The sequence below is a fragment of the Streptomyces sp. CNH189 genome, assembly GCF_000527195.1.
In genome coordinates this window covers 406,382-432,750 of sequence record NZ_AZUS01000001.1, presented here as the reverse complement: position 1 = coordinate 432,750, position 26,369 = coordinate 406,382, and the positions used below count along the sequence as shown (strand labels likewise).

Annotated in this window: 24 protein-coding genes, 1 pseudogene and 1 riboswitch; of the genes and pseudogenes, 9 read left to right on the top strand and 16 right to left on the bottom strand. The window is 73.9% G+C overall.

Features of this window, described 5'->3' with window-relative positions; genetic code table 11:
• Positions 1–197: 197 nt before the first annotated feature.
• The gene (locus B100_RS0101925; protein ID WP_024882790.1) at positions 198–1,844 is read right to left on the bottom strand and encodes an alkaline phosphatase D family protein; all 1,647 of its coding nucleotides are present in this window, start codon (positions 1,842–1,844) and stop codon (positions 198–200) included.
• Between the two features lie 90 nt (positions 1,845–1,934).
• Positions 1,935–2,579, bottom strand: coding sequence for an HNH endonuclease family protein (locus B100_RS0101920; RefSeq protein WP_024882789.1), 645 nt, complete (start codon positions 2,577–2,579; stop codon positions 1,935–1,937).
• Positions 2,580–3,012: 433 nt separating this feature from the next.
• Between B100_RS0101920 and B100_RS0101915 the strand changes: the two genes are divergently transcribed.
• Both B100_RS0101915 and B100_RS0101910 read left to right on the top strand, forming a co-directional pair.
• Positions 3,013–3,594: a TMEM165/GDT1 family protein gene (locus B100_RS0101915; RefSeq protein ID WP_024882788.1), complete on the top strand. Its 582-nt coding sequence runs from the start codon at positions 3,013–3,015 to the stop codon at positions 3,592–3,594.
• Between the two features lie 178 nt (positions 3,595–3,772).
• A complete protein-coding gene (locus B100_RS0101910; RefSeq protein ID WP_024882787.1) occupies positions 3,773–4,438 on the top strand; it encodes an HAD-IA family hydrolase in 666 nt (221 codons plus the stop codon).
• Between the two features lie 138 nt (positions 4,439–4,576).
• Here B100_RS0101910 and B100_RS36870 read toward each other — a convergent pair whose 3' ends face one another.
• Positions 4,577–4,792, bottom strand: coding sequence for a peptidoglycan-binding domain-containing protein (locus B100_RS36870; RefSeq protein WP_158686692.1), 216 nt, complete (start codon positions 4,790–4,792; stop codon positions 4,577–4,579).
• Between the two features lie 7 nt (positions 4,793–4,799).
• Here B100_RS36870 and B100_RS36865 point away from each other — a divergent pair, with 7 nt between their 5' ends.
• Both B100_RS36865 and B100_RS0101895 read left to right on the top strand, forming a co-directional pair.
• A complete protein-coding gene (locus B100_RS36865; protein ID WP_158686691.1) occupies positions 4,800–5,102 on the top strand; it encodes a hypothetical protein in 303 nt (100 codons plus the stop codon).
• 1,524 nt (positions 5,103–6,626) lie between these two features.
• Entirely contained in the window at positions 6,627–8,660 is a 2,034-nt protein-coding gene (locus tag B100_RS0101895) for an MFS transporter (RefSeq protein ID WP_024882786.1), read from the top strand.
• Between the two features lie 24 nt (positions 8,661–8,684).
• Here the strand turns inward: B100_RS0101895 and B100_RS0101890 are convergent, their stop codons facing one another.
• Positions 8,685–9,176, bottom strand: a complete 492-nt coding sequence (locus B100_RS0101890) for a GNAT family N-acetyltransferase (protein WP_024882785.1) — start codon at positions 9,174–9,176, stop codon at positions 8,685–8,687.
• 164 nt (positions 9,177–9,340) lie between these two features.
• Here B100_RS0101890 and B100_RS0101885 point away from each other — a divergent pair, with 164 nt between their 5' ends.
• Together B100_RS0101885 and B100_RS37160 are read left to right on the top strand one after the other, a co-directional pair.
• Positions 9,341–10,012, top strand: coding sequence for a hypothetical protein (locus B100_RS0101885; RefSeq protein WP_024882784.1), 672 nt, complete (start codon positions 9,341–9,343; stop codon positions 10,010–10,012).
• 5 nt (positions 10,013–10,017) lie between these two features.
• The gene (locus B100_RS37160) at positions 10,018–10,866 is read left to right on the top strand and encodes a hypothetical protein (RefSeq protein ID WP_024882783.1); all 849 of its coding nucleotides are present in this window, start codon (positions 10,018–10,020) and stop codon (positions 10,864–10,866) included.
• A 91-nt stretch (positions 10,867–10,957) separates the two neighbouring features.
• Here B100_RS37160 and B100_RS0101875 read toward each other — a convergent pair whose 3' ends face one another.
• Positions 10,958–11,368, bottom strand: coding sequence for a DnaJ family domain-containing protein (locus B100_RS0101875; protein WP_024882782.1), 411 nt, complete (start codon positions 11,366–11,368; stop codon positions 10,958–10,960).
• Positions 11,369–11,492: 124 nt separating this feature from the next.
• On the opposite strand from B100_RS0101875, the gene B100_RS0101870 reads away from it, so the two are divergent.
• A complete protein-coding gene (locus B100_RS0101870) occupies positions 11,493–11,885 on the top strand; it encodes an FHA domain-containing protein (protein WP_024882781.1) in 393 nt (130 codons plus the stop codon).
• Between the two features lie 33 nt (positions 11,886–11,918).
• On the opposite strand, the gene B100_RS0101865 is transcribed toward B100_RS0101870, so the two are convergent.
• Entirely contained in the window at positions 11,919–12,596 is a 678-nt protein-coding gene (locus B100_RS0101865) for an O-methyltransferase (RefSeq protein ID WP_024882780.1), read from the bottom strand.
• Between the two features lie 82 nt (positions 12,597–12,678).
• Positions 12,679–14,112 (bottom strand): glycine betaine/L-proline transporter ProP, encoded by a 1,434-nt coding sequence (gene proP, locus B100_RS0101860; RefSeq protein WP_024882779.1) that lies wholly within the window; start codon positions 14,110–14,112, stop codon positions 12,679–12,681.
• Between the two features lie 392 nt (positions 14,113–14,504).
• On the opposite strand from proP, the gene B100_RS0101855 reads away from it, so the two are divergent.
• A complete protein-coding gene (locus tag B100_RS0101855) occupies positions 14,505–16,586 on the top strand; it encodes a bifunctional glycosyltransferase 87/phosphatase PAP2 family protein (RefSeq protein ID WP_024882778.1) in 2,082 nt (693 codons plus the stop codon).
• Here the strand turns inward: B100_RS0101855 and B100_RS0101850 are convergent.
• Positions 16,540–18,177: a hypothetical protein gene (locus B100_RS0101850; protein WP_486585577.1), complete on the bottom strand. Its 1,638-nt coding sequence runs from the start codon at positions 18,175–18,177 to the stop codon at positions 16,540–16,542. The genes B100_RS0101855 and B100_RS0101850 overlap by 47 nt on opposite strands.
• Positions 18,178–18,219: 42 nt before the next feature.
• Positions 18,220–18,486 carry an ATP-binding protein gene (locus B100_RS36245; protein WP_051489903.1) on the bottom strand — a complete coding sequence of 89 codons (267 nt, stop codon included), beginning with the start codon at positions 18,484–18,486 and terminating at the stop codon, positions 18,220–18,222.
• Between the two features lie 54 nt (positions 18,487–18,540).
• Here B100_RS36245 and B100_RS37430 point away from each other — a divergent pair.
• Positions 18,541–18,770, top strand: a pseudogene (locus B100_RS37430) (maleylpyruvate isomerase N-terminal domain-containing protein); the annotation flags it as partial.
• 70 nt (positions 18,771–18,840) lie between these two features.
• Here the strand turns inward: B100_RS37430 and B100_RS0101840 are convergent.
• The 7 genes from B100_RS0101840 to B100_RS0101810 form a co-directional block, all read right to left on the bottom strand.
• A complete protein-coding gene (locus B100_RS0101840; protein WP_024882775.1) occupies positions 18,841–19,266 on the bottom strand; it encodes an aggregation-promoting factor C-terminal-like domain-containing protein in 426 nt (141 codons plus the stop codon).
• A 309-nt stretch (positions 19,267–19,575) separates the two neighbouring features.
• Positions 19,576–20,421, bottom strand: a complete 846-nt coding sequence (locus tag B100_RS0101835) for an ECF transporter S component (protein WP_024882774.1) — start codon at positions 20,419–20,421, stop codon at positions 19,576–19,578.
• A complete protein-coding gene (locus B100_RS0101830; protein ID WP_024882773.1) occupies positions 20,418–22,082 on the bottom strand; it encodes an ABC transporter ATP-binding protein in 1,665 nt (554 codons plus the stop codon). The genes B100_RS0101835 and B100_RS0101830 overlap by 4 nt, the downstream gene beginning before the upstream one ends.
• Positions 22,079–23,263 (bottom strand): CbiQ family ECF transporter T component, encoded by a 1,185-nt coding sequence (locus B100_RS0101825; RefSeq protein WP_024882772.1) that lies wholly within the window; start codon positions 23,261–23,263, stop codon positions 22,079–22,081. The genes B100_RS0101830 and B100_RS0101825 overlap by 4 nt, the downstream gene beginning before the upstream one ends.
• Complete coding sequence (locus B100_RS0101820) at positions 23,256–23,918, bottom strand: SCO2322 family protein (protein ID WP_024882771.1); 663 nt, start codon at positions 23,916–23,918, stop codon at positions 23,256–23,258. The genes B100_RS0101825 and B100_RS0101820 overlap by 8 nt, the downstream gene beginning before the upstream one ends.
• Positions 23,915–25,138 (bottom strand): SCO2321 family membrane protein, encoded by a 1,224-nt coding sequence (locus tag B100_RS0101815; protein ID WP_024882770.1) that lies wholly within the window; start codon positions 25,136–25,138, stop codon positions 23,915–23,917. The genes B100_RS0101820 and B100_RS0101815 overlap by 4 nt, the downstream gene beginning before the upstream one ends.
• A 129-nt stretch (positions 25,139–25,267) precedes the next feature.
• Positions 25,268–25,339, bottom strand: a riboswitch (cobalamin riboswitch).
• A 176-nt stretch (positions 25,340–25,515) separates the two neighbouring features.
• Entirely contained in the window at positions 25,516–26,220 is a 705-nt protein-coding gene (locus B100_RS0101810; protein ID WP_024882769.1) for a TetR family transcriptional regulator, read from the bottom strand.
• Positions 26,221–26,369: the final 149 nt, after the last annotated feature.

The following is a 26,369-nucleotide window of genomic DNA, read 5'->3' as shown; positions in this document are numbered from 1 at the left end:
ACCGAGTCGTGATCCCACGTTAGGTGTGCCTAAAAGATGCTTGCAAGTTCAACATTTGGCCACGGGTTCAGCCCTCCTTCGGCCGCCCCCGAGGCCCCTCTGCGCATGTCACCGCGCGCACCGGCCCGCCCGCCCGGCCGCCGGGGTGACCGGATCCACCCCCCGTTGCACAGCGGACTCACAGGTGCACGCCGGTCTCAGCGGCTCAACTGCCGCTCCATCACGCGCCGGAGCCGCACACCGGCCTGCTCCTGCTGGGCGTGCTCCAGCCGCAGCGCCGCCGAACGCCCCCGCGTGGCCAGCGTCATGAGCTGGTTGCCGAACCAGGGCCCGCCCGTCCGGCGCCAGCCGACCGGCGGCCGCCCCAGCCCGCCGTGCCGCACGAACACCCGGCCCAGCCGCCGGGCCGCGGCGCTCCACCCGAAGCGGAAGCCGGCCCGCATGGAGGAGGGGATGGAGTTGTGGACCGGCGAGCAGGTCAGCTGCAGCACGCGTGCGTCCGGCGCCGGACGTCCCGGCCAGCTCGGCTCGGCGACATAGGCGTGGTGGACGTCCCCCGACAGCACGCACACCGTGGCGGGCGCGTCCGGGCCGCTGCCCGCGTCGGCGACCAGCTCCGCCAGCTCGGCGAACGAGTCCGGGAATGCCGACCAGTGCTCCAGGTCCGCGGCCCGCCGCAGTTTCTCCCCGAGACGGGCCCAGCGCGGCCCTTTGTCGCCCCGGCACAGCACGGAGCTCCACGCCTCGACGTCGTGCACCAGGTGGGGGAGCAGCCAGGGCAGCGACGTACCGATGAGCAGGTGGTCGTACGAGGCGCGGTCGTCGAACACCTGGGCGCGCAGCCAGTCGGCCTCGTCCCGGTCGAGCATCGAGCGCCGCTCCTCCTCCAGCACCCGCGCCGCACGGCTGTCCACCATGACCAGCCGCACCCGGCCGAAGTCGCGCCGGTAGCTCCAGCGCACGGCCGTCGCGTCGGCCTCCGCCTCGGCGGCGAAGGCGCGCAGCGCGTCGGTGCCGTCGGGGACCTTCCGTACGGCCGCGTACAGCGGGTCGGCGTCGACGTCGGCGGGGGAGAGGTTGCCCAGGTGCTGGTACACCCAGTACGACATCAGTCCGCTGAGCACCCGCTCCCGCCACCAGGAGGTGGCGCGCATGTCCTCGACCCAGGAGGCGGAGGTGTTCCAGTCGTCGATCACGTCGTGGTCGTCGAAGATCATGCACGTGGGCACGGTGGACAGCAGCCAGCGCACCTGCGGGTCGAGCCAGGACTCGTAGTAGAGGTGGGTGTACTCCTCGTAGTCCGCCACCTGGCTGCCCGGCGGCCGGCTCAGGTCGCGGCGCCCGGCCAGCCACTCCCTCGTGGCCTCGGAGGTCTCGTCGGCGTACACCTGGTCGCCCAGGAGCAGCAGCACGTCGGGCCGTTCGCCCTCCGGATCGGCGGCGATGCGCTTCGCCAGCGCGTCCAGGGCGTCGGGTCCCACGGGGTCGGGCTCCCCGGTGGGCGGGGAGGCCCAGCGGCAGGAGCCGAAGGAGATGCGCGCACGGTCGTCGCCGGCCGGGGTGCGGATCACCGACGGCGGGAACGACGGGAAGGGCTTCCGGTCGAGCGGCCACACCCGGGTGCCGTCCACGAACACCTCGTACGGGGTGGCCGTCCCCGGCGCGAGGCCGGTGACGCGCACCAGCGCGTAGTGGTGACCGGCCACCTGAAAGGTGCCGGACGTCCCGCCGGAACCGTCCGGACAGCGCACCTCCACGGTGCCCGGGCCGTCCGTCTCGGCCCAGACGGTCGCGGACGAGCCGTCGACGTACCTCAGCAGTGGTCCGAGCCGCAGTCCGGCCATGGTGACCCCTTCCTCCGTCGCCCCGTACGGTACGCAGCGACGGAGGCCACCGGGGAGATTGGCGCACCCGGCAGTTCGGGCCGTGCCGCGTCAGCAGTTGTTGAGGTACCCCTGAAGGGCGGACTTCTCGGCCGAGTCGACCGCCAGGTCGTAGTGGTACTTCACCTGGACCCACGCGCGGACGTACGTGCAGCGGTAGGCCGTGCGGGACGGCATCCAGGTGGCGGGGTCCTGGTCGCCCTTGGACTGGTTGACGTTGTCCGTGACGGCGATCAGCTGCGGGCGGGTGAGGTCGTTGGCGAAGGCCTGGCGCTGGGCGGTGGTCCAGGAGCTCGCGCCGGAGTCCCAGGCCTCGGCCAGCGGCACCATGTGGTCGATGTCGACGTCGGAGGCGGCGGACCAGGTGGCGCCGTCGTACGGGGAGTACCAACTGCCGCTGGTGGCGGCGCAGGAGGAGTTCGTGACGACGTTCGTGCCGTCGCGCTTGAGGATCGTCTCGCGGGTGTTGCAGCTGCCGCTGACGGTGATCCAGTGCGGGAACAGGTCGCGGTTGTAGCCGGTGCGGCTCTCGGTGCGCACGGGGAGGGTGGCGAGGTAGCCGCGGGCGGTGGCGGCGCTCACCGGGGTGGGAAGGGCGGCGGAGGCGGCCGGGGCGTTGAACAGCCCCGCGGAGGCTATGAGTCCGGTGAGGGCCGCGGCTATGCTGAGCCGTCGACGCGCGTAGAACTTCGTCATGCGAACTCCCTTGTGGGGTGCGGGGATTGGCGTGCGGGCAGGGGAATGCTCGCGGCGCCCTGTTGCCGGGAGGCGTGGGTCCGGTAAGAAGTTAATGACGCGCTCATGACACGTCTATGGTTCAGATGTGAAGTTTCCGCGCACGGGGGTGCGGGACCCGTCGTGGGGGACGGGCTTTCGGGGTCCGCGCGGACGTCACGTACCATGGACGGCGCAGAAGGGGAGTAGCCCTTTGCCGGACCGTCGACATACTGCTCAGCCAGCCTGAGCCGGCGCCCGGAGGCAGGCCCGCGAGGGTCGGCCGGCGAGACCTTCGGCAAGCAGTGCACGCCTGTGCCGTACGGCACAGGCACCGTGTGTTCTGCCGTGCCGAGGTGTCTTGCGCGCAAGTTCGTCACTCTCGGCGGGGCAGCCCCCGACCGATTGAGGAACCTTGATCAGCCTGACCGTGACGGCCGTCGTCTTCGGCGTCGTCTTCCTGGCCGAACTGCCCGACAAGACCGCGCTCGCCGGGCTCGTCCTCGGCACCCGCTACCGCGCCTCGTACGTCTTCGCCGGCGTCGCCGCCGCCTTCGCGGTGCACGTCGCCCTGGCGGTGGCGGCGGGAAGTGTGCTGACCCTGCTGCCGCAGCAGCTTGTTCACGCGATCACGGGTGTGCTCTTCCTCGGCGGCGCGGCGGTGCTGCTGTTCAAGAAGGACGACGACGAGGAGGAGGTCCGCAAGCCCGAGGACCAGTCCTTCTGGAAGGTCGCCGGGGCCGGGTTCATGCTGATCCTCGTCGCCGAGTTCGGCGACCTCACGCAGATCATGACGGCGAACCTCGCCGCCCGGTACGACGACCCGATCTCCGTGGGCCTGGGCGCCGTGCTCGCGCTGTGGGCGGTGGCCGGTCTCGGCATCGTCGGCGGCAAGGCGCTGATGAAGCGGGTGCCGCTGAAGCTGATCACGCGGATAGCGGCGCTGCTCATGCTGGCCCTCGGTGTGTGGAGCCTGTGGGAGGCGGTCGCCGGGTGACGCCCGGACGGCAGGCCGGCGAACACCCGGTGCACCCGCTGGCGGGAGAGCGGGGTAGTTTTGTACCGTGGGTGAACAAAGTGGCTCCCGCCCGTTTCCCCTGACCGGCGGGCGGGGCCGCTCTGTCACCGACGGACCCCGCCCCCAGGTCCCGCCCCCCCGCTTCTTGGAGCAGCCGATGACGGCCACCCCCTCCGTACTCACCGCCCGTGCCCTCTTGCTGGACATGGACGGCACCCTCGTCAACTCCGACGCCTCCGTCGAGCGCATCTGGCGGCGCTGGGCCGACCGCCACGGGCTCGACGGCGACGAGGTCATGAAGGTGGTGCACGGACGCCAGGGCTACGCCTCGATGGCCATGCTGCTGCCCGACCGGCCGATGGAGCAGAACCACGCCGAGAACGCCCGGATGCTCGCGGAGGAGACCGCGGACACCGAGGGCGTCGTCGCGATACCGGGCGCCCGTGAGTTCCTCGCGTCCCTCGCCGGGCTGCCGCACGCGCTCGTGACGTCCGCGGACGTCGCCCTGTCCACGGCGCGGATGGCCGCCGCCGGGCTGGAGCAGCCCGCGGTCCGCGTCACGGCGGAGTCGGTCGGCGCGAGCAAGCCGGATCCGGAGGGCTTCCTGAAGGGTGCGGCGGAACTGGGTGTCGCCCCGGCCGACTGCGTCGTCTTCGAGGACTCCGGTGCGGGGATCGCGGCGGGGCGCGCCGCGGGGATGCGGGTGGTGGGGATCGGGCCGCGGGCCGGCTTCCACGGGCCGGACGCGGTCGTCCGTGATCTGACGCAGGTGCGGGTGGAGCGGATGCCTTCGGGGATGGTCCGGCTGCACATCGCCGCGTAGGCGGGGCCCGTGTCCGGGGCTGCGCCCCGGACCCCCTGTCGGCCCTGGCGGGCCTCGTCCTCAAGCGCCGGACGGGCCGGAATCAGCCCCTCCGGCGTTCGAGCAGCGTGGGCCGGGGCGGAGTCGGCCCCGGAGCGCTCAGGGAACCCGGGTTTCCGCCTCCAGGCGGGCGCGGGTCTGAGGGCCGTAGGCGCCCAGCTCCTCCGCGATGCCGCGCGACCACTGATACGCGCGGACCGCTTCTTCCACGCGCGGGGTGTACTGCCCGTTGATGTCGCCGTGGTACAGCCACACCTGGCGCAGACGCTGCTGGAGTCCGGCGACCTCCGGTCCCCGGTCCCCGCGCCGCAGCACGGGCGAGGTGCCGCCCGGGTCCGTCGGCTCCGGGGCCACGGCGGGCGCGGACGACGCGGCGCCGCTCGACGCGGTCGCCGACGGCTCGGCCGGCGCGGAGGCGCTCGGCGCGGAACTGGACGCCGAGGGCGACGGGGAGGCGGACGCGCTCGCGCTCGCGGACGGGGAGTCCGAGCCCGAGGGGGACGCCGACGGCGACGCGGGCGAAGCGTCGGGGGACGGCTCCGCCGACGGCGACCCGGACGGCTGGTCCGGCACGCTCGCCCTGATGTCGTCCGGTGCCGCGGCGTCCCGGGACGGCGAGTCGTAGGAGAACAGCCCGCTCGCCCAACCCGCCGCGCCCAGCACGGCGACGACCGCACCGGACGCCGCGATCAGCGCACCGCGCCTGCGGCGGCCACGCTGCGGGGGTTCGTCGCCCGTGTGCCGTGCGGCCGCCGCCCCTGCCGGCACGTGTCGGAGAGGGCGCGTGGCGTCGTCGAAGAGGCCGAGATCGTCGGCGTTGGGCCGTGCCGTCCCCGGCGCGAGGGGGGTGGGCAACCCGGACGTACGGTCGGGGGCGTCCCCGTCGGACACGGCCGCTGTCGCAGCGCCGGTCCCTGCGGCTCCCGCCGCCGCGCCGGGCTGGACGGCCCGCAGCGTCATGGTGGCGTCGACCGCCCCCTCCGCCGGCACCGGTGCGTGAACCCCGCCGCCCGGCCGGCCCTCCTGCCCTTCCGCGCCGTGCGCACCGGCGCCGAGCGCTCCGGCGCCGGATACGCCCGCATTGGACGCCCCCGCGTCGGAGGCTCCCGTGCCGGGAGCGCCGGCGTGGGGCGCGTCGGCGTGGGGCGGTGCCGCAGCGGGGGGCCTGGCGTCATGTGCGGCCGACCCGTGCGTCCTTGCCCCGGCGGCGTCTGCCCCGGTCGCCCCGGTGCCGGGAAGTCCCGTGCCGGGAAGTCCCGTGCCGGGCGTTCCCGCCCCGAACGCCCCGGTGCTGTGCGCCGGCCCGGCCGTCCCGGTGCCGGAGGCTCCCGTGCCGGGCGACGTCGCCCCGGCGGCGTCTGCCCCTGCCGCCCCGGTGCCGGGCCTCCCGGAGCCGGTTGCCGTGGTGCCGTGTGGTCCCGCGTCGTGTGGTCCCGTGCCGTGCGCTCCCGTGGCGTGCGTCGTCGCGTCTGCCGGCCCGGTGCCGTGCGCCGGCCCGGTCGGGGGCGTGCCCGGTGAGGGCGTGCCGGGGTGGATCGCCGCCAGGGTCATGGTGGCGTCGGGTGCCGGTCCGCCGGGTGCGGACGGGGTGGCGGGCGTGCCCTCCGGCGCGGGTCCGTGCGGTCCTCGGGGCGCGGGCGTCCCGTGAGCGGCCGGTCCGTCGGGCGAGGGAGGTCCCCCGTGCGTGGAAGCGGACCGTGCCCCGTCCGTGGGCGGTGCCTCGGCGGGGGGCGTCGCCCGTCCTCCGTCCGGCGCCGGAGGCGTACGTGAGGACTCCGGGGACCCGTCCGGCGTAGTGGGGGCGGGGCGGTCGTCCAGTTCTACGTACGGCCGTATGCGCAGGGGGTCGAAGTCCTCCGCCGCTGCCGCCTCCGCCGTGCGGGCGTCGCGCAGGGCCTCGGACGCACGCCGGGTGCAGCCGCACGCCGGGGTGTTGTCCCTGTTCCTGGGCGCACCGCATTCCGGGCACGGGTGTCCGTTCGGCTGTTCCACGTGTCGTCCCTCCCCTCGCGAACTCCAGAGATTATGCAGATCTTCTTCACACTCTCGTCCGCGCGCCCCCGGAATGGCGACTTCCGGAAGGACTCAACAGGCCATATGCGGTCACTCCGATCACGATGGATGGTGAAACGAACCTCTGGAGGTCCGCATGGCCGGGGACGCGCCGGGCACCGCCCACAGCAAGGAACAGGTGTCCGGCAGCGTGGTGCTGTCGATCGGCGCGCTGTTGCTCGGCCTGCTGCTGGCCGCCCTCGACCAGACCATCGTCTCCACCGCCCTGCCCACCATCGTCAGCGACCTCGGCGGCCTGGAGCACCTGTCCTGGGTGGTCACCGCCTATCTGCTGGCGTCCACCGCCGCCACCCCGCTGTGGGGCAAACTCGGTGACCAGTACGGCCGCAAGCGCCTGTTCCAGACCGCCATCGTCATCTTCCTGGTGGGCTCGGCGCTGTGCGGGGCGGCGCAGGACATGCCCCAGCTGATCGGCTTCCGCGCGCTGCAGGGCCTGGGCGGCGGCGGCCTGATCGTGCTGTCGATGGCGATCGTCGGCGACCTGGTGCCGCCCCGCGAACGCGGCCGCTACCAGGGCCTGTTCGGGGCCGTGTTCGGTGCGACGAGCGTGCTCGGGCCGCTGCTCGGCGGACTGTTCACCCAGCACCTGAGCTGGCGCTGGGTCTTCTACATCAACCTGCCCGTCGGTGTCGTCGCGCTCGCCGTCATCGCCACCGTCCTGCACATCCCCCGCCGGTCCACCAAGCACGTGATCGACTACCTGGGCACCCTGCTCATCGCCTCCGTCGCCACCAGCCTGGTGCTGGTGGCCTCCCTCGGCGGCAACACCTGGCCCTGGTCCTCACCGCAGATCATCGGGCTCGCGGTGCTGGGCGCCGTACTGATCGTCGCCTTCGTGGCGGTGGAGCGGCGGGCCGCCGAACCGGTGCTGCCGCTCAAGCTGTTCCGGGTGCGGACCTTCAGCCTGTCCGCCGTGATCAGCTTCATCGTCGGCTTCGCCATGTTCGGCGCGCTGACCTATCTGCCGACCTTCCTCCAGGTGGTGCACGGGATCAGCCCGACCCTGTCCGGGGTGCACATGCTGCCGATGGTGGCCGGCATGCTGCTGTCCTCCACCGGCTCCGGACAGATCGTCAGCCGCACCGGCCGCTGGAAGGTCTTCCCGGTCGCGGGCACCGCCGTCACCGCCGTCGGACTGCTGCTGCTCCACCAGCTCGACACGCAGAGCTCCACCGCGCTGATGAGCGCCTACTTCTTCGTCTTCGGCCTCGGGCTGGGCCTGGTGATGCAGGTCCTCATCCTGATCGTGCAGAACGCCGTCCCCTACGAGGACCTCGGCGTCGCCACCTCCGGCGCGACCTTCTTCCGGTCCATCGGCGCCTCGTTCGGTGTCGCCGTGTTCGGCGCGATCTTCGCCGGCCGGCTCGGCGACCAGCTCTCGGCCGCCTTCCGCGGCGCGGACCTCCCGGCCGGCGTCTCCGCCGACACGCTGGAGGCCGACCCGCGCGGCATCGGCGCCCTGCCGCCCGCCCTGCGCCCCGCCGCGCTCGACGCCTACTCCACCGCCATCACGGACGTCTTCCTGTACGCCGTGCCGGTGGCGCTGCTGGGCTTCGTGCTGGCCTGGTTCCTCAAGGAGGACCCGCTGCGCGCCTCGGTCACCGCGCCCGACGCGTCCGAAACCCTGGCCCCGAACCCGGTGGAGCGCTCCTCGCACGACGAGGTGTGCCGCTCCCTGTCGGTGCTCGGCACCCGGGAGGGGCGCCGGGAGATCTACCTCAAGATCACCGACCGCGCGGGTTACGACCTGCTCCCGGCGTCGAGCTGGCTGCTGCTGCGGATCCGCCGACACGGCTCGGTGGAACCGGCCCGGCTCGCCGAGCGCAACCCCGTCCCGCTGGACGTCGTCCTGGAGGCCACCCGCCAGGTCGAGAGCCGGCACCTCGCCGTGCGCCGGGGCGTGGACCTGGTGCTCACCGACGAGGGCCGCGAGGTGACCGAACGACTGGCCCGGGCGCGCGAGGAGTCCCTGGCCGAGCTGCTCGGCGACTGGTGGGGGCCGGATCGCCCGACCGACCTGGTGCAGCTCGTGCACGAACTCAACGACGAACTGTGCGGCTCCCAGGGCGAACGCCCCCAGAGCACGCGCGCGGTGACCCCCACCGGCTGACCCGGCGGCCCCTACGGGAGTCCGTCACACGAGCCGCTTGGCGAACCAGTGCTCGGCGTAGGGGGCCGTGTTGTGGGGCGCGGTCTCGCGGTAGCCGAGGCGGGCGTACAGCGCTCGCGCCTCGACCAGGTCGCCCCGCGTGTCGAGCACGATGTCACGGGCGCCGGCGGCGCGGGCCATGTCCTCGGCCGCCCGCACCAGCAGGGCCGCGCCGCCCCGGCCGCGCATCCGCTCGTGCACGAACACCCGGGTCAGCTCGGCGGGCCCGCCGGACGGCAGCCGTACGCCCGCGCAGCCGGCCGGCTCGCCCGCGTACCGGGCGACCAGCAGCCGGCCCCGGGGCGGGGCGAGATCGGCGCCCGACTCGGCGGCGACCTCCCGCTCCAGCTCCTCCGGGTCGGTACGGCGGCCCTCGTGCAGCAGGTACCAGCGGTCGCTGACCTCCGTGTAATACGCCCGCCAGAGCGCGGAGGCGGCGGGTGAGTCGGGCTGTTCCGGTGCGACGGTCCAGGTCATGCACGCATTGTCGGGGCCCGGCGGGGCGCCCGCGCAAGCGAATTGGGCGTGGCCGGCGGGCCGGGCGTCTGCGCCGCGCAGTTTGTGCGCGGCGCATCGGGCAACCCGATGCGCGAACCGGCTCGCGAGGAGTGCCGGTTGGGACGAAACCCCGGAAGGCATCCATGTCCACTGGCCTGATCATTGCGTTGATCGTGATTGTCGCGGTCGTTGTCGCCGTCGCGGCCGTCCTGACCCTGCGCGCACGCGGCCCGCGCCACGGCGCGAACCTGAAGCGCCGCTTCGGCCCCGAGTACGAGCGTGCCGTCGCCCGGCACGACGGGGACACCAAGGCCGCCGAGCGGGAGCTGGCCGAGCGCGTGGAGCGCCACGGCTCCCTGGAGGTACGGCCGTTGGAACCGGCCCAGCGTGAGAGGTACGAGGCGCGCTGGACGGCCGCCCAGGAGCGGTTCGTCGACGCGCCGCGGGACGCGGTCGTCGAGGCGGACCGCCTGATCGCCGAACTCGCCGGCACGCGGGGCTTCCCCGCCGACGGCCACTACGAGGAGCAGCTCGCCGCGCTGTCCGTACACCACGCCCACCACGTCGAGGGCTACCGGCGCGTGCACCGCGTCGCGCAGACCCGTCCGGACGGCACGCACGACGTGAACACCGGCACGGAGGAGATGCGCGAGGCGATGGTCGAGGCGCGGGCGCTGTTCGAGGAACTGGTGCGCCCGTCGCGGCACGAGGGCGGACGCCGTGCCGCCGCCGGTGACCGCACTGCCCCGGCCACCGAGCGCGCCGGCCACCGCACCCCGTCGATGCTGCACCGCCGCCAGGCGAAGGAGAGCTGACCGTCATGCCCGACACCCCCCGTCACACCCAGGACACCTGGCTCCCCGGCACCCCGGGGTCCGGCCCGGCCCCGGACGCCCCGCACACCGGTTCCGCCGCCGCGGACCCCGGGGACGAGGCGACCACACTGCACGGCAAGACGGACGCGGCAGGTGCCGCCCGTGGGACGGACACCAGGCACCGTGCCGGTGGCACCCGGACCGGTACGCCCGGTTCCGGCACGCACGGTACCGACGCCACCGCGTCGGCCCGGACCTCGGCGCCCGGCTCGACCGACCGCACCTCCGTGCCCGGCTCGACCGACCGCACCTCCGTGCCCGGCCCCGACGGCACCGGCGCCCACACCACCGGCACGCACGCCACCGGCACCCACACCACGGCCCCCGGCCCCGACGGCACCGGCGCCCACACCACCGGCGTGCACGCCACCACCCCGGGCCGTGAAGGGACCGGCGTTCACGCCACCACCCCGGACCACGACGGTGCCGGCGCCCGGACCGCCGGTCTGCACAAGGGCGGCACCCCGCACGGGAATTCCCCGCAGACCGGTCCCGACGGGCGGCTGCTGCCGACCGACACCTGTGACCGGCTCTCCGAGCAGTTGCGGCAGGCGGTGGCCGGTTTCGTGGACCGGCCGCGGGACGCGGTCGAGGAGGCCGACCTCGTCCTGCACGAGCTGACCGAGCGGCTGACCGACGCGCTCACCGAACGCCGCCGCACCCTCACGCAGAACTGGAAGGCGCCCGCCCAGGGCGAGCCGAAGGACGGGGCCGCGCCGGCCGCCGACACCGAGCAACTGCGCCTCGCGCTGCGGGACTACCGCGAGCTGGCGGAGCGCCTGATGGGCGTCTGAGCCGTCCCGCCCGTCACCTCAGTCCTCGCCCGTCCCGTCAGTCCTGACCGTCCCGTCGGTCCTGAGCTTCCAGTCGGTCCTGACCATCCCGTCAGTCCGACGCCGCCCGGCGCTCCCGCCACCGGCGTACGACGTCCTCGACGTCGTACGGCTTCTTGCCCAGCGGGGGGCCGGGCGGCGGCTTGAACATCATGTCGCTGATCTTCGCGTTGATCTCCGTGAGGATCTTCCGCACGATCCGTTCCGAGGGGGCCGCGAGAGCGGCCTCCAGCGCGTCCTCGGCCTCCTTGCGCAGGGCCAGCGTCGGCGGCAGGACCGAGAAGCCCTCGCGGGCCATCTTCCGCTTCACCCACCACAGTTCGTCGTAGGTGCTCTCGACCTCGCGCGGCAGGGGCTTGCCCGCGCCCTCCAGCTGCTGGAACTCCCCACGCGCGTCGGCATCACGGATCTGCTTGTCGACCCAGCTCTCGAAGTCGACGCCGGGTGGCTTTCGCTCGGTCATGAGCCCATTGTGCCGGACGCCGTACGGCCGGGCGTTTTATCATGCGGCGGCGGGGAGCCGATCCGGCCGCCCCGGCCGGCGCCGGGCCCGCCCCGGCCCCCAGGACCTCCCAGGAGGAGCGCACGTGCTCGAACTCACCATGGCCGCCGTGTCCGCGGCGGAAGCGGGCGCCACGGCCGGGATGCTCATGGCCGACGCGCCCAGCGAGCCGGGCGCGGTGCTGCGGGTGGGCCGGGACAGGTCCCTGTGCCGGCTGTCGACGCCGGACGACTGGCTGTTCGTCTCCCGCGTGCACCTGGAGTTCCAGTGCGGCCAGGACGGCACCTGGCACCTGACCTGGCTGCGCGGCTCGCTGCCCGAGCCGTCGTCCGAGGTGCGGCTGACCGTCGGGGAGTACGCCCACCCGGTCACCTACGGCGGCAGCGTGGCGCTGCCCCGGGGCGGCAGCGGCGAGGTCGTGATCCAGGACCGCACCGCCCCGCGCAGCGTCAACGTCGGCTTCTACCACGAGGTGTGAACCGCGAGGCGTGAGCCGCCCGCCGGGGTCCGCTCACGCCACCACGCGCGCCAGGGCGAAACCGTCGTAGTCCTTGTCGCCGACCGTCTGCAGCGCGGTGGCGCTCAGCCGCGGGTGGGTTCCGAACAGTTCCAGGGCGGCGCGGGTGCCCACCACGTCCGGGTCGCCGTTCGAGGGGTCGGCCACCCGGCCGCCCCGCACGACGTTGTCGAGGACGATCAGGCTGCCGGCGGCTGTCAGCCGCAGCGCCCACTCGACGTAGTGCGGGTTGTTCGCCTTGTCGGCGTCGATGAACACCAGGTCGAACGGCGGCGGCTGCTCGTCCGCGAGCTTCGGCAGCGACTCCAGGGCCGGGCCGACCCGCACCTCGGCCCGCTCGCCGAGCCCGGCGCGGGCGAGGTTGCGGACGGCGACCTCGGCGTGCCGGGGGTCGTACTCCAGGGACACCAGCCGCCCGTCGGCGGGCAGGGCGCGGCCCAGCCAGATGGTGCTGTAGCCGCCGAGGGTGCCGATCTCCAGGATGGTCCGGGCGCCCTGGAGCTGGGCGAGGAGCTGGAGGAGCTTGCCCTGGAGCGGTGAGACGGCGATGGGCGGGAGGCCGGCGGCGTCGCTGTCGCGCAGCGCCGCCGTCAGGGCCTCGTCGGGGTCGTCGCCCAGGAGCCGGCCGGTGAAGTACTCGTCCACCGTGTGCCAGAGCTGTGCCTCGCTCATGCGGTCGTACCTTCCGTCGGTCGCCCGGCCGGTCGGCCCGGCCGGGTCGGCTGTCGAAGATACGGGGCACGGCCGCCGGCTGTCAGACCTTTTCCGCCTGTGTCCCGGCCTCCAGCGAGGGCGCCGAGCCGGGCAGCGGACGGCCCGCCGACTCGGCCATGCGCCACACCGCGAACCCGCCGATCACGGCGGCCGCCATCATGTAGTAGGCGGGCATCATGACGTCGCCGGTCGCGCCGATCAGGGCCGTGACCACCAGCGGGGTCGTGCCGCCGAACAGGGACACCGAGACGTTGAAGCCGATCGACAGCGAGCCGTAGCGGACCCGGGTGGGGAACAGCGCGGGCAGCGCGGACGGCATCGCGGCGGTGAAGCAGACCAGCAGCATGCCGAGCGCGCCCAGGCCGACGGCGACCGCGAGCAGCGAGCCGTCGCGGATCAGCAGCAGCGCCGGGACGGACAGCGCCAGGAACCCGGCGCAGCCGGCCGCGATCACCGGTCGGCGGCCGACCCGGTCGGTCAGCGCGCCGGCGAAGGGCTGGACGATCATCATCAGGACCATCACGCCGAGCACGACGACCAGGCCGTGCGTCGCGTCGTAGCCCAGCTCGCTGGTGAGGTAGCTCGGCATGTACGACAGCAGCATGTAGTCGGTGACGTTGAAGACCAGCACCAGGCCCACGCACAGCAGCAGCGCGCGCCACTGGCCGGTGACCATCTCGCGCAGCGGCACCTTCGGGCGCTCGGTCTCGGCCTTCGCGACCTCGGCCTTGAACGCGGGGGTCTCCTCGAGACGCATCCGCAGGTACAGGCCGATGATGCCCATCGGGCCGGCGATCAGGAACGGGATCCGCCAGCCCCAGGAGAGCAGGTCGTCCGTGGACAGCAGTGCCGTCATCAGGGTGACCAGGCCCGCGCCGCCGATGTATCCGGCGAGGGTGCCGAACTCCAGCCAGCTGCCGAGGAAGCCGCGCCGTTTGTCGGGGGCGTACTCGGCGATGAAGGTGGAGGCGCCGGCGTACTCGCCGCCGGTGGAGAAGCCCTGCACCAGGCGGGCCGCGAGCAGCAGGATCGGGGCGCCCACGCCGATCGCGGCGTAGGAGGGGATCAGGCCGATGGCGAAGGTGCCCGCCGCCATCATGATCATCGTGAGGGCGAGGACCTTCTGCCGGCCGATGCGGTCGCCGAGCGGGCCGAAGACCATGCCGCCGAGCGGGCGGACCAGGAAGGCCGCGGCGAAGGCGCCGAACGTCGAGAGCAGCTGGGCGGTGGGGTTCCCCGAGGGGAAGAAGACCTTGCCGAGGGTGACGGCGATGTAGCTGTAGACACCGAAGTCGAACCACTCCATCGCGTTGCCGAGCGCGGCCGCCTTGACGGCGCGCCGGACGAGCGCGGGGTCGGTGACCGTCGGGGGGCCGACGGCGGGGTCGGGTGCCTGTGCGGGACCGGCCTTCCCGGGCGCGGGAGAGCCTGGACCGGGGACGACGGGGTGAGGGGCGACCGGGACAGTCGACAAGACGTCGCTCGCCTGCCTTTCGTCGGGATCAGGGACGGGGTCCGCGCGGCGGCACTGTCGGGCGGGCCGAAGCAAGCGACCATAGGCGCCGTTTCCCCCCTTACGGGCGGTACGTAATTAGCTGCACACTGCATCTAAATGCCGTGTGTCCAGGCATGCAGCGGTGCCCCGAGGCCCCCTCCGTCGTGGCCGGTTGTGATCCTTCTCGCGTCATCCCGAGGCAACGTGATCCCGCGCGGACTATCGTCATCCGGACAAAAGAGAGCGGGCCGTCAGGTGAAGCGGCGGTGTCCCGCGTCCTTGTCGAGGGGTGCGCGCCTCATAGGCTGCGCACGACGAATCCCCCCGCACGGGACGCGTGGGGAGAAATCGGGGCGGGAGGCCGACGAGGCGTGGCGAATGCGGAACACGGTGGGAGACCGGCCGAGCCCTTCGGGGCGACGGCCGTGGGCGGCGCCCAGGCGCGGATGCGGGCGGCACGCCTCGGACTGTGGCTGCTCGCGGCCGTCCTCGCGGTACGTCAGGTCGCGCACGTCCTCACCACCCCCAGCGGTGAACGGCTGACCGACCTGGAGACCTGGGTCGGCCCCGCGGGCGTCCTGCACGTCAGCGGGTCCCTCTACGACTCCACCGAGTTCACCGGCACGCCCTTCGGCGGGCTGGTCCTCAAACCGCTCACCAGATCGGCGGAGGAGACCCTCGGCTGGGGCTGGACCTTCGGCACCCTGCTGCTGGTGGTGGCCCTGGCGCTGATCGCCGCCCGCGCGCTGCCCCGGCCGGTCGGCCGGCGCACCGCCCTGCTCGCCGCGCCCGTCGCCGTCAGCCTGCTCATGCTGTCCCTGCCGGTGCGCAACACCCTCTGGCTCGGCCAGACCAGCATCATCCCGGTGCTGCTCGTCCTGCTCGGCTGCTTCGTCGCCCACGGCCGGCGGGCCGGCGGAGTCCTCGTCGGCGTCGCGGCGGCCCTCCAGCCGACCCTGCTGCTCTTCGCGCCGCTGCTGTGGTTCACCGGCCGCCGGCAGGCCGCCACCACGACGGCTGTCACCTTCGCCTCGGCCACCGCGCTCGCCTGGGCCGCCATGCCTCAGGACTCCACCACCTACTGGGTGCACCACATGGCGGGCGTCGGCCTCGGCGGCCCCGCCGACGCCCTCGCCAACCAGTCCCTGCACGGCGCCCTGCTCCGCCTCGGCCTCGAAGGCCCGCTGGAGATCGCCGTGTTCCTGCTGCTGGGCGCCGCCGTCGTGGCCCTCGGCATGCGGCGCGCCGTCCACCACGCCCGCGACGGCCAACTGCTCCTCGCCGTCGGCATCACCGGGTGCGCCGCCATAGCGGTGTCCCCGACCGCCTGGCAGCACCAGCTGCTCTGGGTGCTGCTCACGGTCGTCGGCCGGGTCGGCAAGCGGGCCCGCGACCGGCTGGTGTGGCCCGTCGCCGTCGTCCTGGTGATGACACTGCCGGCCAAGATGATGCTGCCGAACATGGCGTTCCTGTACCCGCTGCGCGACAACGTGGTGCTGCTCGCCGCACTGGCCGCCGCCACCGCCGTGCCGTTCCTCGCCCGCACCTCGCCGTACTTCCGCGACCCCGAGCCGACGCCGTACGCCCCGCCCGTGCCGGCCCGGTTCGCGTTCGTGCCGCTGCTGCCGTTCCTGCGCCGGGTGCTGATCCGCCCCAACCTGCTGCTGGAACTGCTGCTCATCCGCGTCACCTACGCCGCCTACGCCAAGGTGCGCCTCGCCGCGACCGGCGGCAGCAACTCGGCGGGCCGCGCCCGCGCCGAGGAGCACGGCCGGCAGATCCTCGACCTCGAACGCGTCCTGCACCTGGACATCGAGCACGCCGTCAACCACGCCGTCGTGAAGGTCGGCTGGCTGCGGGAGTTCTTCGACTTCTACTACACGTCGTTCCACTTCGTGGTGCCGCTGACCGTCCTCGGCCTGCTCTACTGGCGCCGCCCCGTCCACTACCGCTGGGCGCGCTCCGCCCTCGGCTTCGCCACGCTGCTCGCCCTGGTGGGCTTCTGGCTCTACCCGCTCGCCCCGCCGCGCCTGATGCCGGACCTCGGCATCATCGACACGGTCCACGGCGTGCAGGACTTCTCCCAGCCCGACTACGGCACGCTCACCGCGCTCACCAACCAGTACGCGGCGATGCCGTCGTTGCACTTCGGCTGGTCGCTGTGGTGCGGTCTCGTGATCGCGATCATCGCGCCCAAGGCGTGGATGAAGGCCCTCGGCCTGCTGCACCCGCTGTTCACGGCCGCCGCGATCGTCGCCACCGGCAACCACTGGATCCTGGACGCGGCCGGCGGCGCGGTCGTCGTCGGCGCCGGCTTCGGCCTGACCTACCTGTTCCAGGGCCCGCGCGCCCGCACGGTCACCGCAGCCGCGGAAAAGGAGACAGAGACGGAGAAGGAGACGGAGGTCAGCAGCGGGCCTCCGGTTCCGGAGAAGGACCGTACTCCGAGCTGATCCGGTACTCGCCGGGCGCCGACACGCTGAGCCGGGTGAACTCGCCCGCCCGGCTCAGACACCCGCCGCCGTCCACCCGCAGCCAGGGCGAGTGCGCGATCCGCACGGTCACCGTCCCGGGCCGCGCCACCCGCAGCACCAGCTCCGCGCCGGACGTCCGCACCACGGTCCCCGGCGCGGAGACCAGCGGCACGGCGTCCCGGACCCGGTAGATCCGCCAGTGGGCGTCCTGCCAGACCGGCAGCAGCCAGTCGGTCCGCTGGGCCCGGACCAGCCGCGCCTCCTCCTCGGCGAACCCGTCGGGCTTGCCGTCGTGCAGGACCACGAACCCGACCGCCCACCGGTCCAGCCACGCCCGGTAGGCCGCCTCGGAGAACGAGCCGTCGTAGAACAGCCGCGCCCGCTCCATGTCGAGCTGCCGGTTCCAGCCCCGGGCGAGGTGCGCGTACGGCGCCAGCGCCACCGCCTCCCGGTGGTTGCGCGCCGGCACCACCTCGACCCGGGTGCGGTCCGCGCCGAGCGACTCCAGGGCCCGCACGACCCCGTCCGTCTGCGCCGCCCAGGCCGGGACGGTCGTGGACACCTTCAGGTCGTCGACGGTCTTCTTGCCGGTCCACCCCACGGAGAACACCAGCGCCACCACCAGCAGACCGCGCCGCACGGCGGCCATGCGCGGCTGCGCCAGCAGCGCGACCAGAAAGGCGATCGGGGCCGCGTACTCCGCGAAGCGCTCGACGTTCGTGCCGATGGGGGAGGGGATCAGGTACACCAGCACGGTGCCGGCCGCGTAGACGGCGCCGCTCCACCGCACCACCCGCCACGACGGCGGGGACAGAACGGCGACGGCGATCCCGAGCGTCGCGGGTATCCCTATGCGGCCCGCCGGCATCAGCTGCTCCCCGTGGAAGGGGAAGAGCAGACTGGTCGCCCCGACCACCACGGCGGGCGGCAGGAGCAGGGCGACGGCGGGTCCGGGCCGGCGCACCAGCACGTGGCCCGCCCCGACGACGGCGAGGAACAGCCCCGCGACCGGGGACGCCATGGTGGCGAGGGCGGCGTAGGCACCGGCGAGGACGAGACGTTTCTGCTCGGTGAGGTACAGACACCCGGCCAGACCGAAGGCGACCCCGAGGGCGAAGGTGGTACGCCCGGAGGCCACGTTGCACCACAGGCCCAGCGCGGCGAGCAGCGCGGGCGCGAGCGGTTTCCGTGGCCGCGCCCGCCCGATCAGCACCGCCGCGATCCAGGTGGCGGCCACCCCCGACACCACGGTGAGCGCCCGCACCCCGAGCGCCGCCATCAGGTACGGCGAAATCAGGCTGTAGTTGGCGGTGTGCATACCGCCGTACCAGAAGAGGTTGTATGCCGAAGAGCCGTGCCGTTCGGCGAAACCGGCCCACGCGTCCTGAGCGGCGAGGTCACCGCCGCCGGTGGCCAGCAGCGCCCACCACAGGGCGTACAGCGGCAGCACGGGCAGCGTCGTCAGGAGCGGCAGGCGATGACGCCGGCAGAAGGAGCGGAAGGGTTGCCTCCGCTCCAGCACCGTGTCCGGGCGCTGGATCAGGGTGAGGTCGGCAGAGGCCACGATCATGGAGACGTCATACGCCATCGTGACGTTCATCCGACAAGCGGGTCAGGTGTGCGGCCTCAGGGCGCACTCGAACCACACGGTCTTGCCGCCCCGTTCCCCGGGCACCACACCCCACGCGTCGCTCACCGCGGCCGGCAGCACGAGCCCGCGGCCGTGTTCCGCGTCGGGCGTCAAGCCGTCCGGCACGCACGGCACTTGGTCGCTGCCGTCCGTCACTTCCACGCGGACCCCCTGCGGCCGGCGCAGCACCAGCAGGGCGCAACGGCGGCCCGGAACATGGCGGACGACGTTGGCGAGCAGTTCGGTCACACCGAGTTCCACGGCGTCGGACGCCGCCGGATCGAGACGGCCAGGAAGCTGCCGACCCCGCACCACCTCGACCTGATCGCCCGTCTGCCGTCGGCGCCGCTACCCCCGGCCGAGACCCTCACGGCGGCCCGTACGGCGCTGGAGCGGATCGCGGGTGCCCCCTTCCCGGGCGAGCTGTCCGACCCGGACGCCCTGCTCGTCGGGACGAGTAGGCGTTGCCCACCGCCGACGAGACCGCCACGCCGGGCGGCCTCGGAGAGCGGCTTCCGCTGGTCCTGGGCTGAACACAGGCGAAGGCGGCGGCCCCGGGGATCGGGGGGCCGCCGCCTTCGGTATCAGGGTGACGCTCGTTCGTCAGTACCAGTTGTTGGCCTGCCAGAAGGACCAGGCGTCACAGGCGCTGCCGTAGCGGTCCTTCATGTAATCCAGGCCCCACTTGATCTGGGTGGCCGGGTTGGTCTTCCAGTCGGAGCCGGCCGAGGACATCTTCGAGGCCGGGAGCGCCTGGACCAGGCCGTAGGCGCCGCTGGAGGCGTTGGTGGCCTGCGGGTTCCAGCCGCTCTCGTGCGAGACGATCTTCGAGAAGCACTGGAACTCGGCCGAGTTGCCGATCAACTTCTTCGCGGTCGCCTGGGCCGAGGCGGCGGTGGGGGCCGCCGTGGGCGCGGCCTGCGCGGGCGCGGCGGCGATCAGCGTGCCGCAGGTGGCGGCCGTGAGGGCGGCACCGGCGATGGCCTTCTTCGGGGTGGCGACGGAGCGGAGGAAGGAAGCGGCGGACACAGGCGGCCTTTCGGTCGGAAGCAGGGGAGTCGCGCGCCCTGCCGTGAGGCCGGGCAAAACGTCGGCGCCGCGACCCGTGGGGGACGTCGGCGCCTGGCGACTGCTCCACAGAAACAAATCCCGGGATTGCCCGCAAAGGTCCCTTTTACTACCGGCGGTCGGAGGGGGTGGTGTCCTTGCGTCCGCAACATCCGTTGTGGGGTGGGATCGCCCCAGTAGGGCCTGTGGCCGGTCTACGGTGTCCGTTCGTATGTGACGCCGGTCATGTGGGGTGCTTCACCAACTCGCCTACCGCACGCGTCCGAACCCCTACCGAGGGGCGTCGCCGAATGTGACGGGCGCCTCGAAAGCGGCCCTCCTCGTGGCGCGGCGCAGCGCCCGCAGCACCGTCGCGCCGACGGTGAGGGTGAGCACCACCGTGATCACGGCCCGCCCGAGGTCCCAGCCCAGGGAAGTGGCCAGGCAGTACGCGACGAAACGGGCCAGGTTGGTGGCCAGCGGGGCGTCGGCGGAGAAGGCGATGTTCGAGCTCAGCGCCGACATGAAGGGCCAGCCCGCCATGTTCATCACCGTGCCGTACGCGAAGGCGGCCAGGAAGCCGTACCCGGCGAGCATCCAGATCTCCGCACGGCCACGCAGCCGGTCGGGGCCCGGCAGGAAACCCGCGCCCATCGTGAACCAGCCCATCGCCAGCATCTGGAACGGCATCCAGGGACCCACACCGCCGGTGAGCAGCGCCGACGCGAACATCGTGACCGAGCCCAGGGCGAAGCCGAAGCCCGGCCCGAGGACCCGGCCGCTGAGCACCATCAGGAAGAACATGGGCTCAAGGCCGGCCGTGCCCGCGCCGATGGGGCGCAGGGCCGCGCCCGCCGCCGCGAGGACGCCGAGCATCGCCACCGCCTTCGGCCCCAGGCTCGACTCCGAGAGAGTCGCCGCCACCACGGCCACCAGCAGGACGAGGAGCCCGGCGAACAGCCACGGCGCGTCCGCGGCGTGCGCGTTCACCGCCGACTCGGGCGGGGCGAGGAACGGCCAGCCGAACCCGGCCACGCCCACCGCGCTCACCAGGGCCAGCGCCAGCCAGGAGCGGGCGCCCAGCCGCAGGGCGCGGGCCTGGCGGTCCGTCCGCCGCACGGAGATCGGTTCGCTCATCGCTCCAGCGCCTCCTTGACCTGCGGGACCGTGAGCCACGGCTGCGGCGCCAGGATCTTCGCCACCTGCGGGGCGAACGCCGGGGACGCCACGACCACCTCCGCCGACGGGCCGTCCGCGATGACCTCGCCCTCGGCGAGCAGCACCACCCGGTGCGCCAGCTCCGCGGCCAGCTCCACGTCGTGCGTCGCCATCACGATCGCGTGGCCCTCGGCGGCCAGCCCGCGCAGGATCGCCGTCAGCCGGGCCTTCGCCGCGTAGTCCAGGCCACGGGTCGGCTCGTCGAGCAGCAGCAGGGGCGGCCGTGCGGTCAGGACCACCGCGAGGGCGAGGGTGAGCCGCTGGCCCTCGGACAGGTCCCGGGGGTGGACGTCGTCGGCCACCGACGGCAGCAGCTCGGTGAGCAGCGCGCGGCAGGTGCCCGGCTCCGCCTCCGCGTCCCGGTCGGCAGCCGCGCACTCCGCCGCGACCGTGTCCGCGTACAGCAGGTCCCGGGGTTCCTGCGGGACCAGGCCGACCTTGCGGACCAGGTCGCGGGGGCGGGTGCGGTGCGGGACCGCACCGCCCGTGCGGACCGACCCGGAGGACGGGGCGATCAGCCCGACCAGCGCGCCGAGCAGCGTCGACTTGCCCGCGCCGTTGCGGCCCATGAGCGCGATCGTCTCCCCGGCGGAGACGGTGAGGTCCACCTGGGTCAGCGCCCGCACGCGGTCGCGGCGGACGGCGAGGGAGCGCACCTCGGCCACCGGCTCGGCCGCGTCGGCGGCTCCCCTCTTCGCGCGCCCGAAGAGACGCCTCACCGGGGGAGTGGTCGCGGGAGCGGCGATCTCCCGCTCGGGCTGCCTGCCCTCCAGACGCTCCCGCAGCGGGGCCGCCCTGCGGCGGGCGTCGCGGACCGTCAGGGGCAGCGGGGACCAGCCGGCCAGCCGGCCCAGCTCGACCACCGGCGGGCACACCGGCGAGACCGCCATGACCTCCGCCGGAGCGCCCAGCCAGGGGCGCTCGCCGGGACCGGGCAGCAGCGCCACCCGGTCGGCGTACTGGACGACCCGCTCCAGGCGGTGCTCGGCCATCAGGACCGTCGTGCCGAGGTCGTGGACCAGGCGCTGGAGGACCGCCAGGACCTCCTCGGCGGCGCCGGGGTCAAGGGCGGACGTCGGCTCGTCCAGGACCAGCACCTTCGGGTGCGGGGTGAGCACCGAGCCGATCGCCACCCGCTGCTGCTGGCCGCCGGACAGTGTGGAGATCGGGCGGTCCCGCAGGTCGGCGAGGCCCAGCAGGTCCAGGGTTTCCTCCACCCGGCGGCGCATCACCTCGGGCGGCAGGCCCAACGACTCCATGCCGTAGGCGAGTTCGTCCTCCACCGTGTCCGTGACGAAGTGCGACAGCGGGTCCTGGCCCACCGTGCCCACCACGTCGGCGAGTTCGCGCGGCTTGTGGGTGCGGGTGTCGCGGCCCGCGACCGTGACCCTCCCGCGCAGGGTGCCGCCGGTGAAGTGCGGGACCAGCCCGCTCACCGCGCCCAGCACCGTCGACTTGCCGACGCCGGACGGGCCCACCAGCAGGACCAGTTCGCCCTCCGGGACCTCGAAGTCGACGTCCCGCACGGCGGGTTCGGCCGCGCCGTCGTAGGTCACCGACACGTTCTCGAAGCGGATCACGGCGTCGGCTCCTTGCGGGTGTCGCGGACCGCCTCGGGGGCGGGGGTGACGAAGGCGGGCAGCAGGCCGATCAGCACGGCCGCCGCCGGCCACAGGGGCAGGGTGGGCGCCACCAGCGGGACCACACCGGGGTTGAGGCCCCCGGGGTCGCGCGCGCCAGCCAGCACGAGGAGCGCCGCCACCGCCGCGCCGGACGCGGTGACCAGCCAGGCGCGGGCGTCCCACGGGTCCGGGCGGTAGCGGGTGCGCAGGGTGCGCCGCCCGCCCAGCCAGAGGCCCGCCAGCGCGGCGGCCAGACCGGCGAGCAGCACGGGCACCCCGTAGCTGCCGCCCTCAGCGGTGAGGACCCCGTACGTGCCCGCGCAGACGCCGAGCAGACCGCCGAGCGTGAGCGCGGCCGTGGTGCGCCGCACGGCGGGCGGCACCTCGGCGGTACGGCCGTAGCCGCGCGCGTCCATCGCGGCGGCCAGCGACACCGAGCGTTCCAGCGCGCCCTCCAGGACCGGCAGCCCCACCTGCAGCAGACCGCGCACGCCCTTGTCGGGGCGGCCCCGCAGCCGGCGTGCGGCGCGCAGCCTGCGCACGTCGGCGATCAGGTTCGGGGCGAAGGTCAGCGCCACCACCACGGCCACGCCCAGCTCGTACAGTGCGCCGGGCAGGGACTTCAGCAGGCGGGAGGGGCTGGCCAGGGCGTTCGCGGCGCCCACGCAGATGAGCAGCGCGGCCAGCCGCAGCGCGTCGTACAGGGCGAAGGTGAGGCCCTCGGCGGTGACCCGGCCGCCCAGCCGGATGCCCTGCGCCCAGCCGGGCAGGGGCACCTCGGGCAGGGTGAACAGGGTGTGCGTGCCGGGGATGGGGGAGCCGAGGACGACCGCGAAGGCCAGCCGCAGCACCAGCACGGCGACGGCGAGTTTGACGAAGGCGCCGTACGAGCGGGCCCACGGTGTGTGCGGGCGGCGGACGGCCACGACGTAACCCGAGACGGTGATCAGGAGGGCGAGCAGCAGCGGGTTGGTGGTGCGGGTGGCCGCGGCACCCAGCGCGAGGGCCCACAGCCACCACGCGCCGGGGTGCAGCCCCGCGCGGCGCGAGCGCGGGACGGGGGCGCCGGCGGGCGGCGCCCCCCGCTCCGGGCGGGACCGGGTGAGGCCCGGGCGCCCGGAGCCGCGTGACTCACGCACGGCGACGGACCTGCCAGACGGCCGCGGCACCCAGCACGACCACCACCGCCGCACCGGCGATGAGTCCCACCGAGGGCCCGGAGCCGTCCTCCTCCCGCGCGGAGTCCTGCCCGGAGGTGTCGTCCCGCGCGCCGGAGGAAGCGCCTTCCTTGTCCAGGGCGACCTGCTCGCCGCAGCCCTTCGCCGGGTAGCCCTCGATCGCGCACAGCATGGCGTTGCTGTCGTAGCGCAGGGGCTTCGCGACCGAGGCGAGGGCCTCCGCCGTCGAGGCGTCCTCGGGCACCTGGGCGCACGCCGTGCGGACGGCCGGCGGCTTCTCCCCGGACGGGGCGTCGGCGGGTGTGCCGAAGTCGACGACCAGCGCCACCCGCTTCGAGCCGTCCTTCCGGGGCGTCTTCGCGCAGATCTCGTCGAAGGAGGCCGTGCCGCGCGGCTTGGCCGCGTCGCCGGAGTCCTCGCTGACGGAGAAGCGGAAGCCCTGCACGGAGCCGTCCGCGGGCCGGACGAGCGAGGGGCCCACGGTGGCGTACGTCCACGCGCCGCCGTCCCGCTCCCAGAAGGACCAGTAGCGGTAGCCGACGGCCTGGGCCTGGCCGGCGCCCGCCAGCAGGGGCAGCAGCGCGGCCAGGAACAGCAGGGTGACCCGGCGGATCACGGCTGCTGCCTCTTGCCGCGGTTGCTGATCAGGAAGCCGATGCCGATGCCCGCGACGAGGCAGACGCCGACGAACCACCAGACGCCGAACGGGGAGTCCGACTTCTCCTCGTCCTTGGTCTCCTCGCCCGTCTTCGCGGTCTTCTCCGGCGCCGCGGCCGGGCCTGTCGCGGTGAGCTGCTTCACCAGGTCGGTGCCGCCGAAGTCGCGCGGGTCCGCGCCCGTCGCGTGGGCGGCCAGGATCAGCTGCGCGTAACCGGCGGGTCCGCTCTGCGCGGCCCAGTCGGCGGCGTTCGCCTCCAGCCAGGCGTAGGACTTCTTCGCCCGCGCCGCGTCGCCCTGCGCGGCGAGCGCGACCACCGCGTCGGCGGTGTTGCCGAAGTCCGGCTGGTCCTCCGCGCCGGGCGTGACGGCGAGGAGGTGCCCCTTCGCGGCGAGGGCGCCGGCGAGGTGCGCGGCGCCGTTCGCGGCGGCCCGCTCCGGAGTGGTGGCCTTCTCGCAGCCGGTGGCCGCGGTGCCGTCACCCGTGCCGGGCTCGACGAGCAGGCCCTGACCCAGCGAGCCGAGCACGCCCGCCGCCGTCGCGTCCAGGTTGGCGGTCAGGCCGCCGTCCTTCTCCGGCTGGAAGGCAAAGGCACCCGCGCTCTTGCCCGCGCAGGGCAGTTCCAGGCCGAGCAGCGCGTCGTAGGGGGACTTGCCGCCCTTTCTCACCTCGCCGGGCTTCTCGCCGGCCGCGGCGAGCGCGCCGACGACGACGGAGGTGGAGTTGGTGTCGCTCGCGCCGCCCTTGGTGTAGCCCCAGCCGCCGTCCTTGTTCTGGACGGACTTCAGCCAGCCGACGGCCTTGTCCGTGACGGCGTCGTGGCCGCCGAGCGTGGCGAGCGCCTGGACGGCGGCGGCGGTCTGGTTGGTGTCGACCATGGTCTTCGCGTCGCACGCGGCGGCCGGATCGGCCCGGAACGGCGCGAACGAGCCGTCGGCGCACTGCTGGCCGGTCAGCCAGTCGACGGCGGCCTTCGGCGGCTCGGCGTCCGCCGCGTGCTGGGCGAGCAGGGCGAGCGACTGGCGCCACACCCCGTCGTACTGCGGGTCGGTGTCGCCGTACAGCGCGGACGGCAGGGCCGGCCGCGAGGGCGAGGGGGACGAGTCGGCTGCGGCCGGTGCGGCGGCGCCTATGACGGCGACGGCGGCCAGCACCGCGGCGCTGCGGCGGACGTTCATGGTGGGCGGGGCCTCTCCCTGAAGAGGGCCGGGCAGCGCGGGACACCCCGGCGGCTCGGCTCCGTATACCTCGACGGTGCCCGTGCGCCGGCGGGCTGCCGGGCACGTGAGCCGGTCACGATCCGTATGGGGCATTCCGGCTCACCGTCTCGCGGACGGCTCACGGTTGCGGGTCAGCGCCGGATTTGCACCGGCTTCCCCCCGTACGGCGTGGACGACGCGGCCACTCTACCCGCCCCCGGGGCGGGGGCCGGGGGTGCCCGCGTGTGCGGGGAAGACACACGGACACGTGCGGTGACCGAGGTCACGGCGCACGTGAGACGGGCGGCACACGAGGGGCGTGGGGCCGGCGCCGGCCGACGCGGCCGGCAGGCCTGTCAGGGGGAGTCGGAGGCTCGGGTGTCGTCGGGGGAGTCGGAGGCTCGGGTGTCGTCGGGGGAGCCGGGGGGCTCCGGTGTCGTCAGGTCGATCAGCCGGCACACCGTCTCGATGTCCACGCCCACCTGCGCGATGGAGGCACGGCCCGACAGCCAGGTGATCAGCGTCGAGTGCCAGGTGTGCCCGATGACCCGCACGGCCGAGAGCTGCTCGGGTGTCGGGTCGGTGAGGTCCGTCGCGTCCAGGATGATCGCCGTCGTCCGCCGGAAGACCTGGTCCACCTCCGCGCTCACACCGCGGTCCGCGAAGGTCAGCGCCCGCACCATCGCGTCCGCCAGGTGCGGCTCGCGCTGGAGCGCCCGGAAGGCCCGCATCAGCGTCTCCGCGACCCGCTCCGCCGCCGTGTCCCCGGCCGGCGGCTTCTTCCGCAGCGTCGCGTGCAGATGCTCCAGCTGATCCTGCATCGTCGCCACCAACAGGTGCACCTTGGACGGGAAGTAGCGGTACAGCGTGCCCAGCGCCACCTGGGAGGACTCCGCCACCTCCCGCATCTGCACCGCGTCGAAACCGCCCCGGGACGCCAGCCGCGCGCACGCCTCGAGGATGCGCCGCCGCCGGGCCTCCTGCCGCTCCGTGAGCGGGGAGGCCGGGTCGGTGCGCCCGGCGTCCGGCGCCGCCTTGGTCCTGTGGGCTTCCGCGGGCATGGGTCCCGTCCGTGACAGTCGGTGAGGATCGATGATCGGACAGCATGGCACGGCGTCCGTCGTGGCGTGAATCACCTGATCCACCGCTGCCGGCCTTCTTACCTGCCGGTAGATTCGGATCCTCCGAACGATCAACTCTGAAACTTGTT

What these genes read in the sequence shown, in the direction of transcription:
- B100_RS0101925 (WP_024882790.1), bottom strand. Translation starts at nt 1,844, where the DNA reads ATGGCCGGACTGCGGCTCGGACCACTGCTGAGGTACGTCGACGGCTCG.
- B100_RS0101920 (WP_024882789.1), bottom strand. Translation starts at nt 2,579, where the DNA reads ATGACGAAGTTCTACGCGCGTCGACGGCTCAGCATAGCCGCGGCCCTC.
- B100_RS0101910 (WP_024882787.1), top strand. Translation starts at nt 3,773, where the DNA reads ATGACGGCCACCCCCTCCGTACTCACCGCCCGTGCCCTCTTGCTGGAC.
- B100_RS0101895 (WP_024882786.1), top strand. Translation starts at nt 6,627, where the DNA reads ATGGCCGGGGACGCGCCGGGCACCGCCCACAGCAAGGAACAGGTGTCC.
- B100_RS0101890 (WP_024882785.1), bottom strand. Translation starts at nt 9,176, where the DNA reads ATGACCTGGACCGTCGCACCGGAACAGCCCGACTCACCCGCCGCCTCC.
- B100_RS0101885 (WP_024882784.1), top strand. Translation starts at nt 9,341, where the DNA reads ATGTCCACTGGCCTGATCATTGCGTTGATCGTGATTGTCGCGGTCGTT.
- B100_RS37160 (WP_024882783.1), top strand. Translation starts at nt 10,018, where the DNA reads ATGCCCGACACCCCCCGTCACACCCAGGACACCTGGCTCCCCGGCACC.
- B100_RS0101875 (WP_024882782.1), bottom strand. Translation starts at nt 11,368, where the DNA reads ATGACCGAGCGAAAGCCACCCGGCGTCGACTTCGAGAGCTGGGTCGAC.
- B100_RS0101865 (WP_024882780.1), bottom strand. Translation starts at nt 12,596, where the DNA reads ATGAGCGAGGCACAGCTCTGGCACACGGTGGACGAGTACTTCACCGGC.
- B100_RS0101850 (WP_486585577.1), bottom strand. Translation starts at nt 18,177, where the DNA reads ATGATCGTGGCCTCTGCCGACCTCACCCTGATCCAGCGCCCGGACACG.
- B100_RS0101835 (WP_024882774.1), bottom strand. Translation starts at nt 20,421, where the DNA reads ATGAGCGAACCGATCTCCGTGCGGCGGACGGACCGCCAGGCCCGCGCC.
- B100_RS0101815 (WP_024882770.1), bottom strand. Translation starts at nt 25,138, where the DNA reads ATGAACGTCCGCCGCAGCGCCGCGGTGCTGGCCGCCGTCGCCGTCATA.
- B100_RS0101810 (WP_024882769.1), bottom strand. Translation starts at nt 26,220, where the DNA reads ATGCCCGCGGAAGCCCACAGGACCAAGGCGGCGCCGGACGCCGGGCGC.